The sequence below is a fragment of the Streptomyces sp. TRM68367 genome (assembly GCF_014495685.1).
Classification (GTDB): Bacteria; Actinomycetota; Actinomycetes; order Streptomycetales; family Streptomycetaceae; genus Streptomyces.
In genome coordinates this window covers 1-15,215 of sequence record NZ_JACTVI010000047.1, presented here as the reverse complement: position 1 = coordinate 15,215, position 15,215 = coordinate 1, and the positions used below count along the sequence as shown (strand labels likewise).

Sequence of the window (15,215 nt, the reverse complement as noted above, 5' to 3'; positions counted from 1 at the left end):
GGCTGTGCTACTCCTGATCCGGCTCCACGTCCAGGAGCACCCTCTCCCGCAGCACTTCGCCCTCCGCCGTCAAACGGGAGGTGTTCAGGCGCTGCAGGCGCTGCAGGTATCCCTCCCCGTCCGGCTCCTGACCCGCCAGTTCCCGGGCTCGCGTCTCGATCTCCGTCGAGATCTCCTCCCCGAGTGCTGTGAAGAACTCCTCCGGGTTCTCCAGCTCCCCGAACGCCTGGGGCTTGTGCTCCTTCCAGTGCGTCATCGCCTGCTCGCCGTACCGGTTCATGGTCGAACTCTCCTGCCTGCTCAGCACTGTTGGACCTGGTGGACGGGGCGGGGCGCCCCGTCTCATCCTCTCCCGCCAACGGATCATCCGGGCGTGCTGGGGCTCGGCCCGGCCCCCGAAGCGCCTGGGCGTCGAAGTCCAGGCCGGGCAGAAAGCCGTCGGCGTTGTTGGTCGGATGGTCGTCGGCGGGCGGCTGCGGTGTACTCAACGCCTGCTCCCAGGGTGCGAAAGGCAGATGCGTGGATGGGGGCCCAGAGCCGCGGGGCGCGTGCGGCTGGCGGGCCGGTGGCTAGGAGGGGGACGACGGCACGGCGATGCCGCGGACGGGGATGGTGCCGTCCGGGAACGCGGCGGGTGGGCGTGTCAACTCGTGGAGAACGACCCGGTCGGCTTCGTCCCCGACACAGGCGATCCGGTGGGACCGCTGTTCTTCCGTCTCGCCGTCGGCGGGCGTTCCGGCGAGGACCATCGCGTCGCGCAGTTCCCCGGCCTGCCGCTCGACCGCGATCCCGAGTTGGGTGAAGTAGGCCAGGGGATCCGGCAGCGTCCCGTACCGGTGCGGCAGATGCTCTCGCCAGTAGGTGAAGGCCGTGCGCCCGTACCTGTTCATGATCATGATGGGCTCCCGTGTGGTGTCGTCATGCACTGCCGTCCTCGTCGTCTTCCGGCGGCTCCACGTGGCTCGGCCCGAGGGGATTGCCGTCGGTCTCGCGGTTTCCGGCGGCCAGGAGGACGGCCAGGTATTCGGCATCTCCGCTCCAGACGGCATCGCGGTGGCGGGCCTTGTGCTGGCCGTTGCGGCAGGAGCCGAGCCAGAACCGGCCCAAGCGCTCCAGGGCACGGGCGAGGGCGTCCTGCCACAGGTAGGGCGCCGAGCCGCCGTCCTCCCCGCTCGCGTACGCCGACTCGTGGGACGTCCACAAGGCGGTGAGTTCCTCGACGACCGCGCCGTGTTTCCACCAGCACTGGCGCGGCAATTGATCGGTGGTCATCTCGTAGCGGTCGGCCGCCCAGATCACCCAGGACACGAACTGCGGCCAGAGCACGGCATGTTGCTCGGCGGCAAGTTCGTGCCACCGCACCGGCTCGCCGGCCGGGCGCTCCCGCTCGCCGTCCGCGTCCCCGTCGCCGGACGTACCGGTGGCCGACAGCTGCTCCTCCAGCAACTTGACGCGCTCGCTGAGCAGGACCTGCTCTGCGTTGATGTTGGTGAGTTCGGCGAAGATGTCCTCGAAGCCGCTAGCCATGGCCGCCCGCCTTCTCCAGGCGGACGCGGTCCTCGACCATCTCGTGCGCCCGGCGCGTGGCATCCTTGATCTCCGCCGCCCGCGGCCCCTCGTGGGCCCGGACGAACGTCACGAGGGTGGCGGGGGTGCGGCGGTGGAACACCATCCCGCCGCGTTCCGGGATCATCCGGATCGTGGCCGGCTCAACGACCGCTCGACGACGGACCGACGTGGACACCGAGACCCGGTCCCCGTCGTCGGAGACGGTCTCCACGTCCTCGTCGAATTCACCCGCGAGAGAGCTGTAGGACTTCAGCTCCTCGGGATCCGAGATACCGCCCAGGAAAACCTTCACAGTGCCGCTGGCGAACATTTTCCGGACCCCCAGGGCGCCCCAGCGCTCCTCGGCCTGGGCATAGCCCTGCAGCACGGCCATGATGAAAATGTTCTGCGACCCGCTGACGCTCATCAGGCTCGGTATTTCCGGCAATGGCGCGACGTTGGCCAGCTCGTCCAGGAAACAGCCCAGCGGAATCGGCAGACGGCCGTTGGGACTGCGGGCGGCAACCCTCTTGGCAGTGTCGAACATCGCTTTGGCGAAAGCCGCGTTCAGCGGGGCCAAGGCGCTTCCCTCTTCGTCCTCACCGATCAGGAACAGGGTTCCGGACCGCCGCAGGTAGGTCTCGATGTCGAAGACCTCCACGTCCCCCTGGGGAGCGAAGATCTCCGCGACCTTCTCGTCATAGAGCGCGATGAAACTCTGCTCCGCGGTCCTCCAGGTGGCGGAACGTTCCTCCTCGGCCGCCGCGTGCTGACCGGCCAGCGCGGCGGCGAGGAGGTGCTTGCCCTTCGCCGCCAGCAGGTCGACCGCCTCGCGGTTGTCCGGGTCCGTCGCCCAGGCCAGCACGTCGAGAACCGGACGCTTGTGCAGGGCTGCGGCATGCAGCCAGCAGGTAATAAGGGTTTTCGCGTTGAGCGCGAAATAACCGCCATTCTTTGTCCCTTCTTCACTTTTGGTGGTTGCCGCGAGGGTCTCGGCCCGCTTTCGCGCGACCTGGTACTCCTCGCATCCTGCGGTCAAGGGCCAGCGCAGCTGATTCGGCCAGCCGGACAGTCCCGTGGGGTCCAGAACCCAGACGGGACCGTGTTCTTGCCGCAGAAGTGCCGTGTTGTAGAGGACGTCGGTCTTGCTGCTGGTGGCGAGGACCGTTCCACGGAATTCGAGGATCTCCGGGAGGATGATCTGGGAGGTCTTCCCCTCGCGCGGCGGGGCGACCAGGATCATCGATTCCTCGATCGTGATCCACAGAGGGATGTCCGTGGGGTCGGCGCTTCCGATGTAGACGGCGACGTCGCGGATGGTGATGGCCTTGGGGTTCTGTTCGGCGAGTGCGGGACGCAGGGATCCGGCGCGGGACAGGGCCTGCGGCTCGCCCATGGCCTTCTCCAACTGGGCCCGGGTGGCCATCCCATCGGCGCCGTCGGCACCCCGGTGCTTCCACCACCAGTACGTCTTCCACGTGCCCCACACGGCTGCGGCGAGCAGCACGAGGAAGGTGGGCCAGAACACGAAGGGACCGGCCACACCTGCGTCCCGCGGCCAGGCCGCCGAGGGGTCACCGGGGTGCCGGAAGACCGCGGTGACCGCCTTGCCCGCCGAGTCCCAGGTGATGGACGCGGGCCGTCCGTGAGCCAGGGCTCCGGACATCAGCGCGGTCAGCCACAGCAGTGCGGTGAGCACAAACGCCGCGATCAGCGGGATGATCCACACTGTGTCGCGCCCGAGGCGCAGGCGTGCCGCGGTCTTCGGGGTGGCGGCTTTCGGCATCATGCCGCGGCCCCCTTGTGGAGGGGGATAATCGGGGCCGAGGCGTGGCCGTGGCGGTCTGCGGACTCGCGCGGGCCCTCGGACATCCGGCGGTTGGTGTCCGTGAGACGAATCTCCAACCTTGTCCGTATATGTTCCACAAGGTTGATTCGCGAGCCCACCTGCCAGATGGCCCGTCCGGGCGCGCACACGTTGGACCCGTCCGCCAGCGCTTTGCGCGCCCAGTCGGGAAGTCCCAGGTAGTCGGCGGTGGTCTCGGCCTCGTCCCGGTCCATGTGGTACAGAACCCGGGTTGCCGTCAATTTCAGGATGGCCGCCGCTTCCGGGGCCTGCTCCAGCAGCAGATCCCCGAGGTGGTGCAGTACCGCCCAGAAGGACAGTCCCAGGCGTCGGCCGTAGCGGACCAGCTCCTCAAAGAGCCGCGCGACCGGCCGGTGGGAGAGGATGTGCCAGGCCTCCTCGACGATCAGAGTCCTTTTGATCCGGTCGTCCGGCTTGATCCATCCGAACCTCAGCCAGGGCCCGATGACCGCCATCAGCAGGGGCATGGCCTCGCCCTCGCGGGGCAGCTTCGTGAGATCGAAGATGATCAACCGGGCGTCGAGATCGATCCCTTCGGTGGTCGGGCCGTCGAACATGCCCGCCAGGTCCCGGCTGGGGTTGCACAGCGAGTCCAGGGCCAGGGCTGCCGGCTGGCCCCACTCCGTCAACTCCTCGGGTGTGACCGGCTGTTGCCCGAGGAGGGTCGGCTGCGGGGCGGTGAGTGCGTCCAGGACGTCGGAGAGGATCGCCACGCGCTGCTGCTTGCGGGCGGCGGCGGTCGCCGTTTTGTGGGCCTCGGCCAGGGCGAACTTGGTCTGCGAGGTGAGCGTGCCGGTGAGGATCTCCATCATGGACACGAGGACCTTGAACTGGTGCTCGGCCGGGATCCGCGGATCGAGCGGGTTGATCCGCACCCCTTCGCCGCCGTCCCCCGCGCCGTAGACGAGCCGGATCGGCGTGATGCCCAACTGCTGTGCGATGCCGTCCCATTCGCCCGCGCCGTCCTCGCCCTGCGCGTCCAGGATCGCGAAGTTCCTGTCCTTGAAGCGCAGTTGGCGCAGGACGTAGGTCTTCTCCAGCGCGGACTTGCCGTATCCGCTCTTTCCCAGGATCAGTGCGTGTCCGCTGGCGAGCCGGACACGGGCCTGCGGGTTGTAGAGGACGAAGGGGTCGTAGATGTAGGCCTTGCCGCTGTAGGCCTCCCGGCCGATGATCACGCCGCGGGGGTCCATGCTGGCTGCGCCGACCGCCGGGTAGAGACCGCAGGCGTGGCTGGTGGTCGAGCGGACGGCCCGTCGCCGGGTCTGCGTCTGGCGCCGCAGCATCTCCAGCATCGCTACCGCCCTTCCTTCAGCAGTCCGGCGGTGAAGGGCAGGGTGTTGGCGAAGGCCCGGTGGTGCTCGGCGTCGCACCACTCCATGCGCAGTCCGGCGCGGGTGGCGCCGGCGCGGACCGTGTCGGCGTCCCGGCGCAGGGCGTCGAGGGTGGGCGAGGTGACGGTGATCCAGGCCGTGAGCCGCGTGCCCGCCGCGCCGTCGGCGATATCCCGCATGGTGCGTATCGAGGCGCTCTGGGCCTTCTGCTCCCGCGGGTCCTCGATGCGACCGGCCTTCTTGTCCGCCTGGCCCAGCTCGTTCGTGGCGTCCGCCATCGCCTCGGTGATCGCCTGGTCCGTGCTGACGAGGTCCATGACCACGGACACCGACAGGATGATGTCCTGGACGTAGAGCAGGACGGGTGCGAGGAAGTTGATGCCGACCGGGAGGACGGGAAGTTCCTTCACCCAGGCGGTCATCGAGTACCAGTTGTCCTCGGCGGTCTCCCAACTGCGGGAGGCCATGTACTTCTTGTTGCGGGCATCGAGGACGGCGGGCCAGCAGGTGACCCGGTCCATCCCGGCGGTGTCGTCGATCCAGTGACTGGGGTCGTAGGAGTGGTGCAGGTAGGAGGCGAGACCGGCTTCGTCGAGGTTGCGGACGTGGCGCAGTTGTCCGCGTCCCAGCGTCCGGATGAAGCTCTCGATCTCCTGCCCGAGCGTGATCGCGTAGCCCTCGTGGAGGGTGTTGTAGCGGCGGGCCTCGGCGACCAGGTCGGGGGTGTAGGGGATGCCCACCACGAGCAGCAGCCGGCGGTCTTCCGCGGTGACGGCGACGCGCCGGATCAGCTCGTCGTAGGACTGCTGCAGCGCCGTCGGGCTGTTCTTGTCCCGGCGCTCGGCGGCGTCCCGGGCGTGGGCGTTGGGGTCGGTGGGAATGACCCGGCTGATCCACTGAAGGCGGCGGATCCGCCCGCCGCTGTCGGCCGTGGTCTTCAGCAGGTGCTCATAGGCCCGGATCAGGGCCTCCTTGTCCGCGGTGTCGAGGCTGCCGAAGTCGCGCTGGCCCTCGACCTCGACGGCGGCCGTGAACATCAGCTCGTCCGGCTGCAGCACGATCGCGATCTCGCCGAACGCGGTGCGGGCTGTGATCCACTGCATGTTCCGGGGAACGCCGACCGGGACGTCGATGGGGACGCGGCGGCCGTCCGCGTACCGGCCGGCGTACGGCGCCCTGGACCTGTACAACAGCGAGCCGTCGCGCAGCAGCTTCTTGTAAGTCCGGTTGATCTCGAACCACCGGACGTAGGTGCGCCCCTTGTGCGGCGCCAGAGTGGCCCAGGCACAGGTTCCCGCGATCAGCACGAAGCCGACGATCTTCAGCAGGATGCCGCCGAGGATCCCGGCAGCGAGGAGTCCGCCGACGAAGCCCGCTCCCAAGACGAGCTGCTCATCGGCTTCGAGCTTGCGGCCGAGCAGGCCTCGCGGCCTCGGCCGCGGATAGGTGAAGGTACGAGCCACAACTACTCCTGGGCGTGCGACGGGACGGGCATCAGCGCATCTCCTCGTCCGGCGGCGGCGGTTCCGGCTCGTCCGGGGGCTCCGGCGGCCAGGACTGCGGGCCTTCCTCATCCACCGGCCCCCCACCGGCCGTCACGCTGTCCAGGGCTGCGGCATCGGGAGCGCTTCCGGGAGCCCCGCCGGAGGTGTGACCGCCCCCGCTGTCGGAGTCGCCGCCCGCCGACGAAGCACCCGAGGAACCATCGGAGTCGAGACCGGCGGTTGCCCCGTCGACACCGCGCTCCACTGCGGCTTCGGCCTCGTCCTTGGTCTCGTCGACCCCCTCCTTCGCGGCAACGGCCGCCGCACCCACACCGGTCGCAGCAGCTGCGCCCTCGGCCGCCCCCGCCTCGGCGGCCTCCTCGCCGCCTCCACCGCTCAGGGCATCGCCGTCCGCAGCCTCGGCCTCCCCGCCGTCGCCGTCACCGCCGGATCCGCCGCCGTCACCACCACCACCGCCCATGCGCGACTTGAGTTCTCCGTAGGAGTCGCCCACCTGGCTGCCGACGTTCTTGGCCCGGCCCTTGAGGTCGTCGCGGGCCGCGTACATGTCGCGCACCTCGTCCCCGAAAGCAGGCAAGAACTTCGAGAGCTGGAAGGGCATGTAGAGGGCGAGGAACAGCAGCGCGAGCGCGGTGAAGACCGTGGCGAAGGACTGCGCCAGGCTGGGATTCGGGGAGTCGGAGGCGAGCGTGCCCGTGGCGAGCGCGAGGACGGTGAAGGTGACGTACTTCGAGGCGATGATCGCGGCCATCACGCCGCACCAGCGTTTGGTGTGCCCCCACAGGTCACGGTCGACCAGTCCGCTGAACACGGTCGGTCCGAAGACCAATCCCGACAGGATCAGCGCGTTGCGGACGATGAGCTCCAGCCACACGCCGGCCACGGCCGACAGCAGCGCGAGGGAGAAGAAGATCACGATGATCGCGCCGCCGGGGATCTGCATCAGCGCGAGCATTGCCGTCGTGACGGTGACGACCATGTCGGCGGCGTCTCCCGCCACCGGCTTGAGCATCGTCTCCGCGGCCTCGTCGAAGACCCGCACGGTGTAGGCGACCGCCAGCGGCGCGAAGGCGGAGACCAGCACCGACATGAGGAGGAAACCGATCGACTCCCCGAGCGCCTGGAGCGGCTGCACCCCCTGAATCGCCCTCTTGGCCACGGCGACCAGCCACAGGATCACGGTCAGCACCGTGGAGGCGGCGAAGGCCATGGTGTAGGTCCTGAGGAACCCGGGGTCTTGCCAGTCGATCCGCGTGGTCGAGCCCAAAGCCTTCATCATCTGGGTGAAGATGCTGGTCACGGCGTTGTTGAAGAACTGGGCGATGTACCCCATGGGGTCGCTCGCGAAGTCGATCGCCTGGTTCGTCTTCTCGACGACGTTGCAGACCTTGTCCGCGAACGGGATGTTCTTGCAGGACCAGTCGGAGAAGTCGTTCGCCTGGGCCTGGCCCGGGGCGAGCATGATGCTCAGCGTGGCGGTCAATCCGGTGATCCAGACGAGCCGGGTCCGCACCCGCTGCTGGGCCTCAGCCGACATACGGGGGCGCATTGAACTCCCGATCTGCCGTGCGGAACTCGTCGACGCTGGTGGGGCTGTCGCTTCCGGCGTCCAAGGGGGTCGGACCGTTGACAGACGTGATCGCGGACAGCTTCCAGTCACCGGACTGCCACTGCAGCGTCAGCGTGTACGTGGTCCACGACGCGGAGACGGGCATCGGAGCGTTGCTGTCCGTGACGCCGATGAGGCCGGTCATCCACACCTCGACGGTGGCCACCTGATCGGTGTACGTGGTGACCCGGGTGCCCATCGCCGCACCGCGTGCGACCAGTTCGTCCTCGCTGCCGCTGGTGACGCCCAGGGATGTGAGGACCTGCTGCATCCCGGTGTCGTCGTTGCGGATCTGCCGGTCCAGCGCCTGGCTGGTCATCATCGCGGCGAGAGTCGCGTGCCGGGCCTTGTCATCGGTGAAGTAGGCGGCAGACGATCGTGCGACCTGGTAGTTCACTGCTGCCTGAACGGCGCCGGCCTGGTTGTGGGTGTAGCCGACCGGGACACCGTTGACGAGCTTCTTCGCTGTGCTCTTGGTGTCCCCGCCGGTGGTGTCCCTCTCCGCTGGTGCGGTCTGGCTCTGGCTATCAGGCGAGCCGTCGGACGTCGATCCGCTGCCTCCGCCGGACAGCCTCATAAACACGGCGAGGATGACCAGCGCGAGGAAGATCGCTCCGGTGACGGCCATCCCGCGCCACCAGGGCTTGCCGCTCTTAGGGACCGTCGGGGTCTCGTCGACCAGGACTCGCGTACCCCTGCCGGGGGCGCTCTGGCGGGCCATCAGATGCCCATCCCATACACGATCGTGAAGATTGTCCCTATCGAGGCGACAACGAAGGCCCCGACGAGGCTGCCGGCGATCTCCTTTTTGCCCTTACTGACCTGGGCCACGTCGTGCTGACCTTCGCCGACCTTCAGATGCACGGCGCCGAGGATCGCGCGGCCCAGCAGCACGAGCACGACGCCGGCCATCAGGGCTTGGATCACTGTCCGTCCAGTTGTCCCCAGCTGCCCGAATGGACCCCAGTCCGGGGACAGCCCGTTCACGAGGGTGCCGATGTCACCACTCGCAGCAAGATCCACCAGGTGTTGCGAAACGGGCATCCCCCGACTCCCTTCCACCCTCGTTTCGGAGGCAGGCCCGAACCCGGGCCGTGACGTGGAAGGTACATACACACAAAGTTGACAACAAGCGTTTACAGATTGAGAGACGACCGCCCAGCGCCAGGAGTGCACCCTGAGCGACACCCCGAACCGGACGTCATGTTCGGACGACGGATCCATCCCGGGCTCGCCCCAGTAGCCCTAAAGATTCCGTTACCTTGCAGGCCAGTTGAGCTTTCGGCATGTTCCACACAGCACGGGATCACGTTCGAGGGGGGCCCCTTAAACCCCTCAAGGGCTAGCGGATGACTGCGACCCGGCGTTGCGACATCCGCGACACGTTTGCCCCTAGGTGACCTCACAGAACCTCAACGCGGGTGGCTCTTACTTCGCGAGTGCTGTTCACTGACCTCATTGCCGTCAACACATGTTTATTACCGAGGGTCGGATGAATGGGCTAGCGAAGACGGCCGTGGGCATCGCCGCGGCAGGTGCCTCGGTGCTCTCGCTCTGTGTTCTCGCGGTCAGTGGTGCCACGACCGAAGCCAACGCCAACACCTGCCAGACAGGCCTCCAGCCAGTTGGAGACGGGGAGAGCGGAGCTGGCACGGGAGGGGAAGCCCCCAAGTTCGACGGCACGCAGGAAGCCAGCGAAACCCAGGTGACCGTGCCGCTAAACCCAGAAGGCACGCAGGAGAGCGCGAAGTGGAGCGCTCGGCAGGTACGCAACGCAGGCACCATCACCAACGTCGCCCGCACGCGACACCTTTCGCCTCGGGCGGCGGTCATCGCCGTGGCGGTTGCTATGCAGGAGAGCACGCTCGACAACCTGCATCACGGCCACCTGGACAGCGTTGGACTCTTCCAGCAGCGGCACTCACAGGGCTGGGGCACCGTCAATGAACTCACCGATCCCGTGTACGCGGCCGGGAAGTTCTACGACCAACTCGTCAAGATAGACAACTGGCAGAAGAAGCCCCTGCCCAAGGTTGCCGCGAGCGTCCAACGGCCTGAAGAGAAGTACCGGAATGAGTACGCCAAATGGGAGTCAGCAGCCGGCTCGCTCGTGGCCAAGACCTGGGGAACCCACGCCGTGACGTCGATCAGCACGGGCTGCGAGGACCCTGCCGCCTCCGGCGGCAAGGACCCCAACGCCAAGTTCAAGGTCAAGAATCCGCGGACAGTTGCTCAGGCGATTGCCAGCGCCCGAAATGAGGCGGGCGAGACAGGCTGGTACCGGATGTGCGACAACTTCGTGGCTCGGGCCTACGGCTGGGGCTCCTCCGGATCCGCAACCGCCAACGTTCACTGGAACCGGCTCGTGGACGCAGGGCTCGCTCACCCCGGCAACATGTCACCACCCCCAGGAGCCTTGCTCTTCTACGACACCGGCGAGTCAGCGGGGCACGTCGCCCTTTACCTGGGCAACGATCAGGTCGCCAGCAACGACGTCGGGGACGACTACCCGCGCCAAGGCAAGATCGCGATCGTTCCGCGGAAAGAGCTCACGAACGGCGCTTGGCGGCTGCGGTACCGCGGATGGGCCGAGCCGAGCTTCCCGAGCGCCGGCGGAATCAGCACCATCCCGCTTCTCTCGGACAAGGTGGGCCAGCAGTGAACGCAATACCTCCCGATGCAGTGCAGGTTCGGATCACCTCTGATGGGATCTGTTTCATAGACGAGGAGTACTTCACCCCACCCCCCGGCGTCACCCTCAACGAAGCCGTCCTAGCCCACCTCCAGTTGGAGGCTGCCGCGCTGGAAATGCCGCTCCGCGCAGTGATCCAAGACGAGCAGGCCCAGTACACGACATCGATCCAGGTCAACACCGACGGCACGAGCCATCCCTTGAACGGCGAGGCGCAGGCCCTCAACAACCCAAACCTGCCTCAGCCGACCGTCAGGCCGACACCTCCCCCATCGCCGCACACCGCGGATCCCATACCAGCGGACCGGCCGTATGAGCCACTGCCTGAGCCCTACCGCGGACGGCTCGCTGCCGCATGCGCAACCGCCAACCAGGACCGCTTCAGGGAAGCCGCCCACGATGCCGATCAGCTACTCGCCGAGTTGTCCACCCAGTACGGCCCTAGCCACCTTTACACCCTGGCAGTCGGCCTCGTACGCGGTGACATCGCCTGGCTTGCCCAGGACTACCGATACGGCCTGCAGATTTGGATCTTCATGGCTCGCTCGTGGCACCTCCACGTCGGGCCACAGCATGGCTCCACCGTCCGCGCCGTCGGCAACGCACTGAGCTGCTGGTGTCGGCTTCAGCCCGAGGACGCGAAGGCCTCCGTCCCGCATATCGTCAAGCTCCTTCAGGACATCGCCATCCCAAACGGCGACTCGGCAGTTCAGGCCATCAATCGGCGGGCACAGAGGATTGTCCTGGCCAACTAGCGGACAAATGCGCATACTTGACGCATGAATCCCATACGTAACGGCCGCCTCATCATCTTCCTCCTGCCGTACGCCCTCATAGTCACCGGAATCCTCGCTGCGTCGAAGGTCGCTGGCGCCCCTGGCGGCATGGGCACTGCGTTCCAGGCCCTTGGCATAGCGGCCGTTGGCGGAATCTGGGCCTGGCGACGCGGTCGGCGCAACGGCTACTGATCTGCACCAAGTCGTGCCTCCGACCCTGTCCCCCGAGTGCAAGGTCCGACGGAGTAATCCAGCTGCGTGAGCCTGCTCGTGCTGCTCTTAGTACCGCTACCGGTAGCGGACACAGCTCTCGAACCAGTTGGGGGGCGTCTGCGCTCGGTCGTCGCTGACGTCCACCAACACGGTCGCCACAGTGGGCACCGGCGGGGCCGGCGGTTCCGCCTCATGGGCTTCGAGGAGCCGGAGCACATGGGGCGGCAACCGGTGAGGACCACCACGCAAGATGGCGGGAGCGTCATCGTCACGATCCACGTCCGGGGTTTGGGCGTGGGCAACGTTCTCTCTGGCGCCGTGTCCGGGAGTTGATCCCGCCGAGTATGCCGGTGAACAGTCCATGCCCACGAGCGTCAACCCTTTGACGGCGGCGAATACGTCACTCACGATCTCGCTGCCGGAACGGGAGGGCGATGCGTTGGCGGCACCACGACGGTCGCACAGCACCCTGTTCCAAGGCAGCGATTCCGCCCACAGAACTTTGTGACGCACATTGCGCCCGCCTGTCTTCCTGCCGACCTCGCTCTGCACGCGATACGCCGACAGCAGCGTGCATCCATGGTGTGACCCGTCAGCGGCGACGTGACCGCATAGAAGCCCTGCCCGAGCCGCTTCCTCCTCGCCCCCGCCGCCCCAATCCCAGTGGTTGTACAGCAAGTAGACGGGCACGCACCCGACGGCCAGCGCGTGCTGGACGAGCAGGTCGCACTGGTACACGTTCTGTTTCCCGACTGTGTAGCTGAAGGGGTACCGGCTCTGCTTCGACGCCTTCTTGGCCTGGATCCGCAGACCGACCCCATGAGTGCGGTTATGGATCCACATCTCCCAGTCGGCACCGTTCTGACGCTCCTGGTCCTTGGTGAACTGAAACACCTTGACCCGGTCGCCGACGAACTGACGCAAGTGCCGGATGTTCATGTCGGTGAAGCTCTCCTCACCGGCCGCAGGGGGGTAGCGGTGATGGCCGTTGTGCAGCCAGTGGAAGGTGTCGCCGGCTATCCACATCAGCACCTCGCACAGCGAAGACTGCTGACCCGCCTGGGGGGCGGTGCTCGGCAGGGGAAATGCGTGTCCGATCATGGGCATCAGCTAACCAAAGGCCACCGACATGAAGCGTACGAAGCGGTCGAGAAACCGGACGTCATCTCCGACTCTCCGGCCCTCGTCGACCTTCACCTCGACAAGGCCCACGCCAAGGACGCAGCGGGCCGCTGACGACCAGTTACAAGACATCGGCGCTCCCGACTATTCCGGTCGGGGCGTCGGCGGACATTCGGCCCCTACGAGGTCGGCGCCGAATAGCCGACAGGCCCGCCCTCCCTCGATCCCGGCAGACGTGAGCGAGCCCTACCCGGTGCGGACGGGTGACCTGTAAGTGTGTCGCCGATCCGACCATCCTGGGGTGCGCGACGCTCCGGTCATGACGATGGTGGAGATCCAAGTGCCCGAGGACCGACTCGACATCACCGCCCTGGGCGTTTCATTCGCCGATCTGCCTGTCGCCAGTGCGTCGGTCGCGCTGGTACGCGGGTTTGGCGGTGACTTGGATGAACTGAGGGAAACGCTGCGTGAGTGCTTCGCCGATGACGCCTCGTGGTGTCGGGTCGGCAACGCAGTCCATACGGTGACCGACGGAGATGCCGAAGTGCGGCTGATGCCGCGGTCGGACGTGCCGACCTGGCACGCGGACTACTTCCAGGCCGGTTGGGGAAGTCGCGAGGGTGCGCGGATTCCGCCGGAGTCTCGGCTGCAGTACGCCAGATATGTGAACAGAAGGTATAAGGCACGCGAATCCTGCCTCCAAGGCGAGGATCTACGCGCGGTGGCGGCCAAGGATGGGGCCGGGGGCGTCGACAAGCTGGTACGGCATCATCGTGCTCAGCTCGCCGAGTGGTACGACGCCCTAGACGTCCTGCTCTACTCGGTCCAGACCGGTCCGGACCTCCCCGGGTGGGCCACGTCGGTGGCCAAGGAGGAGCTGCTGGACTGGCACCGGACCCGCGAGTACCTGACGAGCGCCGTGCTCGAATACCACCACGGCAGCGAAACCGAGCCGCGCCCCGAAACCGTGTTCGGCAATCTGTGCTTTCACTTCTCGGCAGGCTCGGTGGAACTGGTACCCGGCCTCTAAGTGGGCGGTTCGTGAGGTGATGTCTGTTTCCGGCTGAGGTTGGAGCAAGGTCGCTGGTGGGGGGTTGCGTCGGCTACGGCTTTCTCGCGAAGTTGCCGGTGTCGGCCTCGGTGAGGATCCCGAGTTTGACCAGGCGTTTCAGTTTGGCGCGGGTGCCTTCGACGTTCTTCGGCAGCAGTTCATGGCCGAGGGCTTCGCAGACGTCCTTGGCCCGTAGCGGTCCGGTCGTCTGGTGGAAGGCGGCCAGGATACGGGGGTAGTCCGGGTGCTCGGGCAGCTCCGGCGGGCCGGCCGGGAGCCGGTCGGTGAGGCCGGTGACGGTCGTGCGGGTGATCGCGAGGTGCTCCAGGTGTGTCTCGGCTTCCCGCAGCCGGGTCTGCAGGTCGTGGATCTGTGCGCGGAGGTCGTCGGCCAGGGCCCGGGCGGCTTCTTCCTGGAGGTCCAGGGCATCGAGCAGGGGTCGGAGGTTCACGCTGCCGCCGCCTGTGCCTCGCGCCAGGTGGGGGCGTTCGCGCCGGTGAGGCGTCGGGTCATGACGTGGGTCATCGCCCAGTAGACGCGCGAGGCGGAGGAGGAAGGGCGGTGCTCGTAGTCACGGACCAGGCGCCGGTGCAGTATCAGGATCCCGTAGGTCTGCTCGACCCTCCACCGCTTCGGCTGCGGCACGAACCCCTTGACCTGTGGGTCGCGTGTGACGATCTCGACGTCAATCCCCAGGCTGGCGCCGTGCATGACGACCTGGTTCTTGAAGCCCTGGTCGACCAGGGCTTTGCGGACGCTTCCGCCGGCGTGCTCGGCGACCTGGTCCAGCAAGGCGATGCCCGCGGCGTTGTCGTGGGTGTTCGCAGCGAGGACGACGACCGCGATGACCAGGCCGAGGACGTCCACGGCAAGACCCCGCTTGCGGCCGGGCACCCGCTTGGCCGGATCGTGACCGGTCGTGGCGGCAGGGACCCCGGCGGCCACGTGGACACTCTGGGTGTCCAGCACCACCAGGGTCGGGTCCTCTAATCGGCGGGCGCGCTCCCGGACCTGGCAGCGCAGGAGTTCATGGATGACATGATCAGTGCCGTCGTCCCGCCATGCGGCGAAGTAGTAGTAGGTCGCGCTCTTGGGCGGCAGGTCGTGCGGGAGATAAGCCCACTGGCAGCCGGTCCGCCCCTGGTAGAGGATCGCGTTCACGATCTCCCGCATGTCGTAGGCGCCCTGATGGCCGCTGACCGAGCGATGCCGGTCCTTCCACGCGGTGATCACCGGCTCGATCAACGACCACTGCCCGTCCGACAAGTCACTCGGGTACAGCTTGCGTTCACTCACCCGGTCACATCACCAGATCAGCACCCGTGGACCGGCAGATTCCGCCCTGCCGCCACACCATCAGGCGACACCAGAACCACTCAAAGACTCACGAACCGCCCACTAAGAGGGCGACATGGGCCTGTCGATGAATTAGTGGGGCGTGTCGTGCTCGGCGGCCTGGGATGTCGCGTGCATGACGTAGCTGGCGAGGTCGCTGGGG

16 protein-coding genes are annotated in these 15,215 nt (G+C 67.1%); 4 read left to right on the top strand and 12 right to left on the bottom strand.

Annotated features, from left to right (window positions below):
- Nucleotides 1-7: 7 nt before the first annotated feature.
- The 9 genes from H8R17_RS26550 to H8R17_RS47410 all read right to left on the bottom strand — a co-directional run bounded on the left by H8R17_RS26550 (nt 8) and on the right by H8R17_RS47410 (nt 8,907).
- On the bottom strand, nt 8-280 hold the full coding sequence (locus tag H8R17_RS26550; RefSeq protein WP_187825728.1) for a hypothetical protein: 273 nt from the start codon (nt 278-280) through the stop codon (nt 8-10).
- Between the two features lie 289 nt (nt 281-569).
- Nucleotides 570-896: a hypothetical protein gene (locus H8R17_RS26545; protein ID WP_187825727.1), complete on the bottom strand. Its 327-nt coding sequence runs from the start codon at nt 894-896 to the stop codon at nt 570-572.
- 22 nt (nt 897-918) lie between these two features.
- The gene (locus H8R17_RS26540) at nt 919-1,527 is read right to left on the bottom strand and encodes a hypothetical protein (RefSeq protein WP_187825726.1); all 609 of its coding nucleotides are present in this window, start codon (nt 1,525-1,527) and stop codon (nt 919-921) included.
- Entirely contained in the window at nt 1,520-3,337 is a 1,818-nt protein-coding gene (locus H8R17_RS26535; protein ID WP_187825725.1) for a type IV secretory system conjugative DNA transfer family protein, read from the bottom strand. Before H8R17_RS26535 ends, H8R17_RS26540 begins: the two co-directional genes overlap by 8 nt.
- Nucleotides 3,334-4,710 carry an ATP/GTP-binding protein gene (locus tag H8R17_RS26530; RefSeq protein WP_262505523.1) on the bottom strand — a complete coding sequence of 459 codons (1,377 nt, stop codon included), beginning with the start codon at nt 4,708-4,710 and terminating at the stop codon, nt 3,334-3,336. Before H8R17_RS26530 ends, H8R17_RS26535 begins: the two co-directional genes overlap by 4 nt.
- A 2-nt stretch (nt 4,711-4,712) precedes the next feature.
- On the bottom strand, nt 4,713-6,212 hold the full coding sequence (locus tag H8R17_RS26525; RefSeq protein WP_316959540.1) for an SCO6880 family protein: 1,500 nt from the start codon (nt 6,210-6,212) through the stop codon (nt 4,713-4,715).
- A 31-nt stretch (nt 6,213-6,243) separates the two neighbouring features.
- The gene (locus H8R17_RS26520; RefSeq protein ID WP_187825724.1) at nt 6,244-7,791 is read right to left on the bottom strand and encodes a hypothetical protein; all 1,548 of its coding nucleotides are present in this window, start codon (nt 7,789-7,791) and stop codon (nt 6,244-6,246) included.
- Nucleotides 7,781-8,584, bottom strand: coding sequence for a hypothetical protein (locus tag H8R17_RS45820; protein ID WP_223125488.1), 804 nt, complete (start codon nt 8,582-8,584; stop codon nt 7,781-7,783). Before H8R17_RS45820 ends, H8R17_RS26520 begins: the two co-directional genes overlap by 11 nt.
- Complete coding sequence (locus H8R17_RS47410; RefSeq protein WP_262505522.1) at nt 8,584-8,907, bottom strand: hypothetical protein; 324 nt, start codon at nt 8,905-8,907, stop codon at nt 8,584-8,586. The genes H8R17_RS45820 and H8R17_RS47410 overlap by 1 nt, the downstream gene beginning before the upstream one ends.
- A gap of 427 nt (nt 8,908-9,334) precedes the next feature.
- Here H8R17_RS47410 and H8R17_RS47405 point away from each other — a divergent pair, with 427 nt between their 5' ends.
- Genes H8R17_RS47405 through H8R17_RS26495 form a run of 3 tightly spaced genes read left to right on the top strand, consistent with a single transcriptional unit; the run spans nt 9,335 to nt 11,523 of the window.
- Nucleotides 9,335-10,525: a C40 family peptidase gene (locus H8R17_RS47405; RefSeq protein WP_262505521.1), complete on the top strand. Its 1,191-nt coding sequence runs from the start codon at nt 9,335-9,337 to the stop codon at nt 10,523-10,525.
- Entirely contained in the window at nt 10,522-11,310 is a 789-nt protein-coding gene (locus H8R17_RS26500; RefSeq protein ID WP_187825723.1) for a hypothetical protein, read from the top strand. The genes H8R17_RS47405 and H8R17_RS26500 overlap by 4 nt, the downstream gene beginning before the upstream one ends.
- A gap of 24 nt (nt 11,311-11,334) precedes the next feature.
- The gene (locus H8R17_RS26495) at nt 11,335-11,523 is read left to right on the top strand and encodes a hypothetical protein (protein ID WP_187825722.1); all 189 of its coding nucleotides are present in this window, start codon (nt 11,335-11,337) and stop codon (nt 11,521-11,523) included.
- Between the two features lie 96 nt (nt 11,524-11,619).
- Here H8R17_RS26495 and H8R17_RS26490 read toward each other — a convergent pair whose 3' ends face one another.
- Nucleotides 11,620-12,651: a DUF6615 family protein gene (locus H8R17_RS26490; RefSeq protein WP_187825721.1), complete on the bottom strand. Its 1,032-nt coding sequence runs from the start codon at nt 12,649-12,651 to the stop codon at nt 11,620-11,622.
- A 334-nt stretch (nt 12,652-12,985) separates the two neighbouring features.
- Here H8R17_RS26490 and H8R17_RS26485 point away from each other — a divergent pair, with 334 nt between their 5' ends.
- The gene (locus H8R17_RS26485) at nt 12,986-13,696 is read left to right on the top strand and encodes a hypothetical protein (protein ID WP_187825720.1); all 711 of its coding nucleotides are present in this window, start codon (nt 12,986-12,988) and stop codon (nt 13,694-13,696) included.
- Between the two features lie 73 nt (nt 13,697-13,769).
- On the opposite strand, the gene H8R17_RS26480 is transcribed toward H8R17_RS26485, so the two are convergent.
- Both H8R17_RS26480 and H8R17_RS26475 read right to left on the bottom strand, forming a co-directional pair.
- Entirely contained in the window at nt 13,770-14,168 is a 399-nt protein-coding gene (locus tag H8R17_RS26480; RefSeq protein ID WP_187825719.1) for a hypothetical protein, read from the bottom strand.
- Complete coding sequence (locus H8R17_RS26475; RefSeq protein ID WP_187825718.1) at nt 14,165-15,013, bottom strand: IS5 family transposase; 849 nt, start codon at nt 15,011-15,013, stop codon at nt 14,165-14,167. Before H8R17_RS26475 ends, H8R17_RS26480 begins: the two co-directional genes overlap by 4 nt.
- Nucleotides 15,014-15,215 lie beyond the last annotated feature (202 nt).

Coding starts and splice junctions, on each gene's coding strand:
- H8R17_RS47405 (WP_262505521.1), top strand. CDS start 9,335: ATGTTTATTACCGAGGGTCGGATGAATGGGCTAGCGAAGACGGCCGTG.
- H8R17_RS26535 (WP_187825725.1), bottom strand. CDS start 3,337: ATGATGCCGAAAGCCGCCACCCCGAAGACCGCGGCACGCCTGCGCCTC.
- H8R17_RS47410 (WP_262505522.1), bottom strand. CDS start 8,907: ATGCCCGTTTCGCAACACCTGGTGGATCTTGCTGCGAGTGGTGACATC.
- H8R17_RS26490 (WP_187825721.1), bottom strand. CDS start 12,651: ATGCCCATGATCGGACACGCATTTCCCCTGCCGAGCACCGCCCCCCAG.
- H8R17_RS26550 (WP_187825728.1), bottom strand. CDS start 280: ATGAACCGGTACGGCGAGCAGGCGATGACGCACTGGAAGGAGCACAAG.
- H8R17_RS26530 (WP_262505523.1), bottom strand. CDS start 4,710: ATGCTGGAGATGCTGCGGCGCCAGACGCAGACCCGGCGACGGGCCGTC.
- H8R17_RS45820 (WP_223125488.1), bottom strand. CDS start 8,584: ATGGCCCGCCAGAGCGCCCCCGGCAGGGGTACGCGAGTCCTGGTCGAC.
- H8R17_RS26545 (WP_187825727.1), bottom strand. CDS start 896: ATGATCATGAACAGGTACGGGCGCACGGCCTTCACCTACTGGCGAGAG.
- H8R17_RS26485 (WP_187825720.1), top strand. CDS start 12,986: ATGACGATGGTGGAGATCCAAGTGCCCGAGGACCGACTCGACATCACC.
- H8R17_RS26495 (WP_187825722.1), top strand. CDS start 11,335: ATGAATCCCATACGTAACGGCCGCCTCATCATCTTCCTCCTGCCGTAC.
- H8R17_RS26520 (WP_187825724.1), bottom strand. CDS start 7,791: ATGTCGGCTGAGGCCCAGCAGCGGGTGCGGACCCGGCTCGTCTGGATC.
- H8R17_RS26540 (WP_187825726.1), bottom strand. CDS start 1,527: ATGGCTAGCGGCTTCGAGGACATCTTCGCCGAACTCACCAACATCAAC.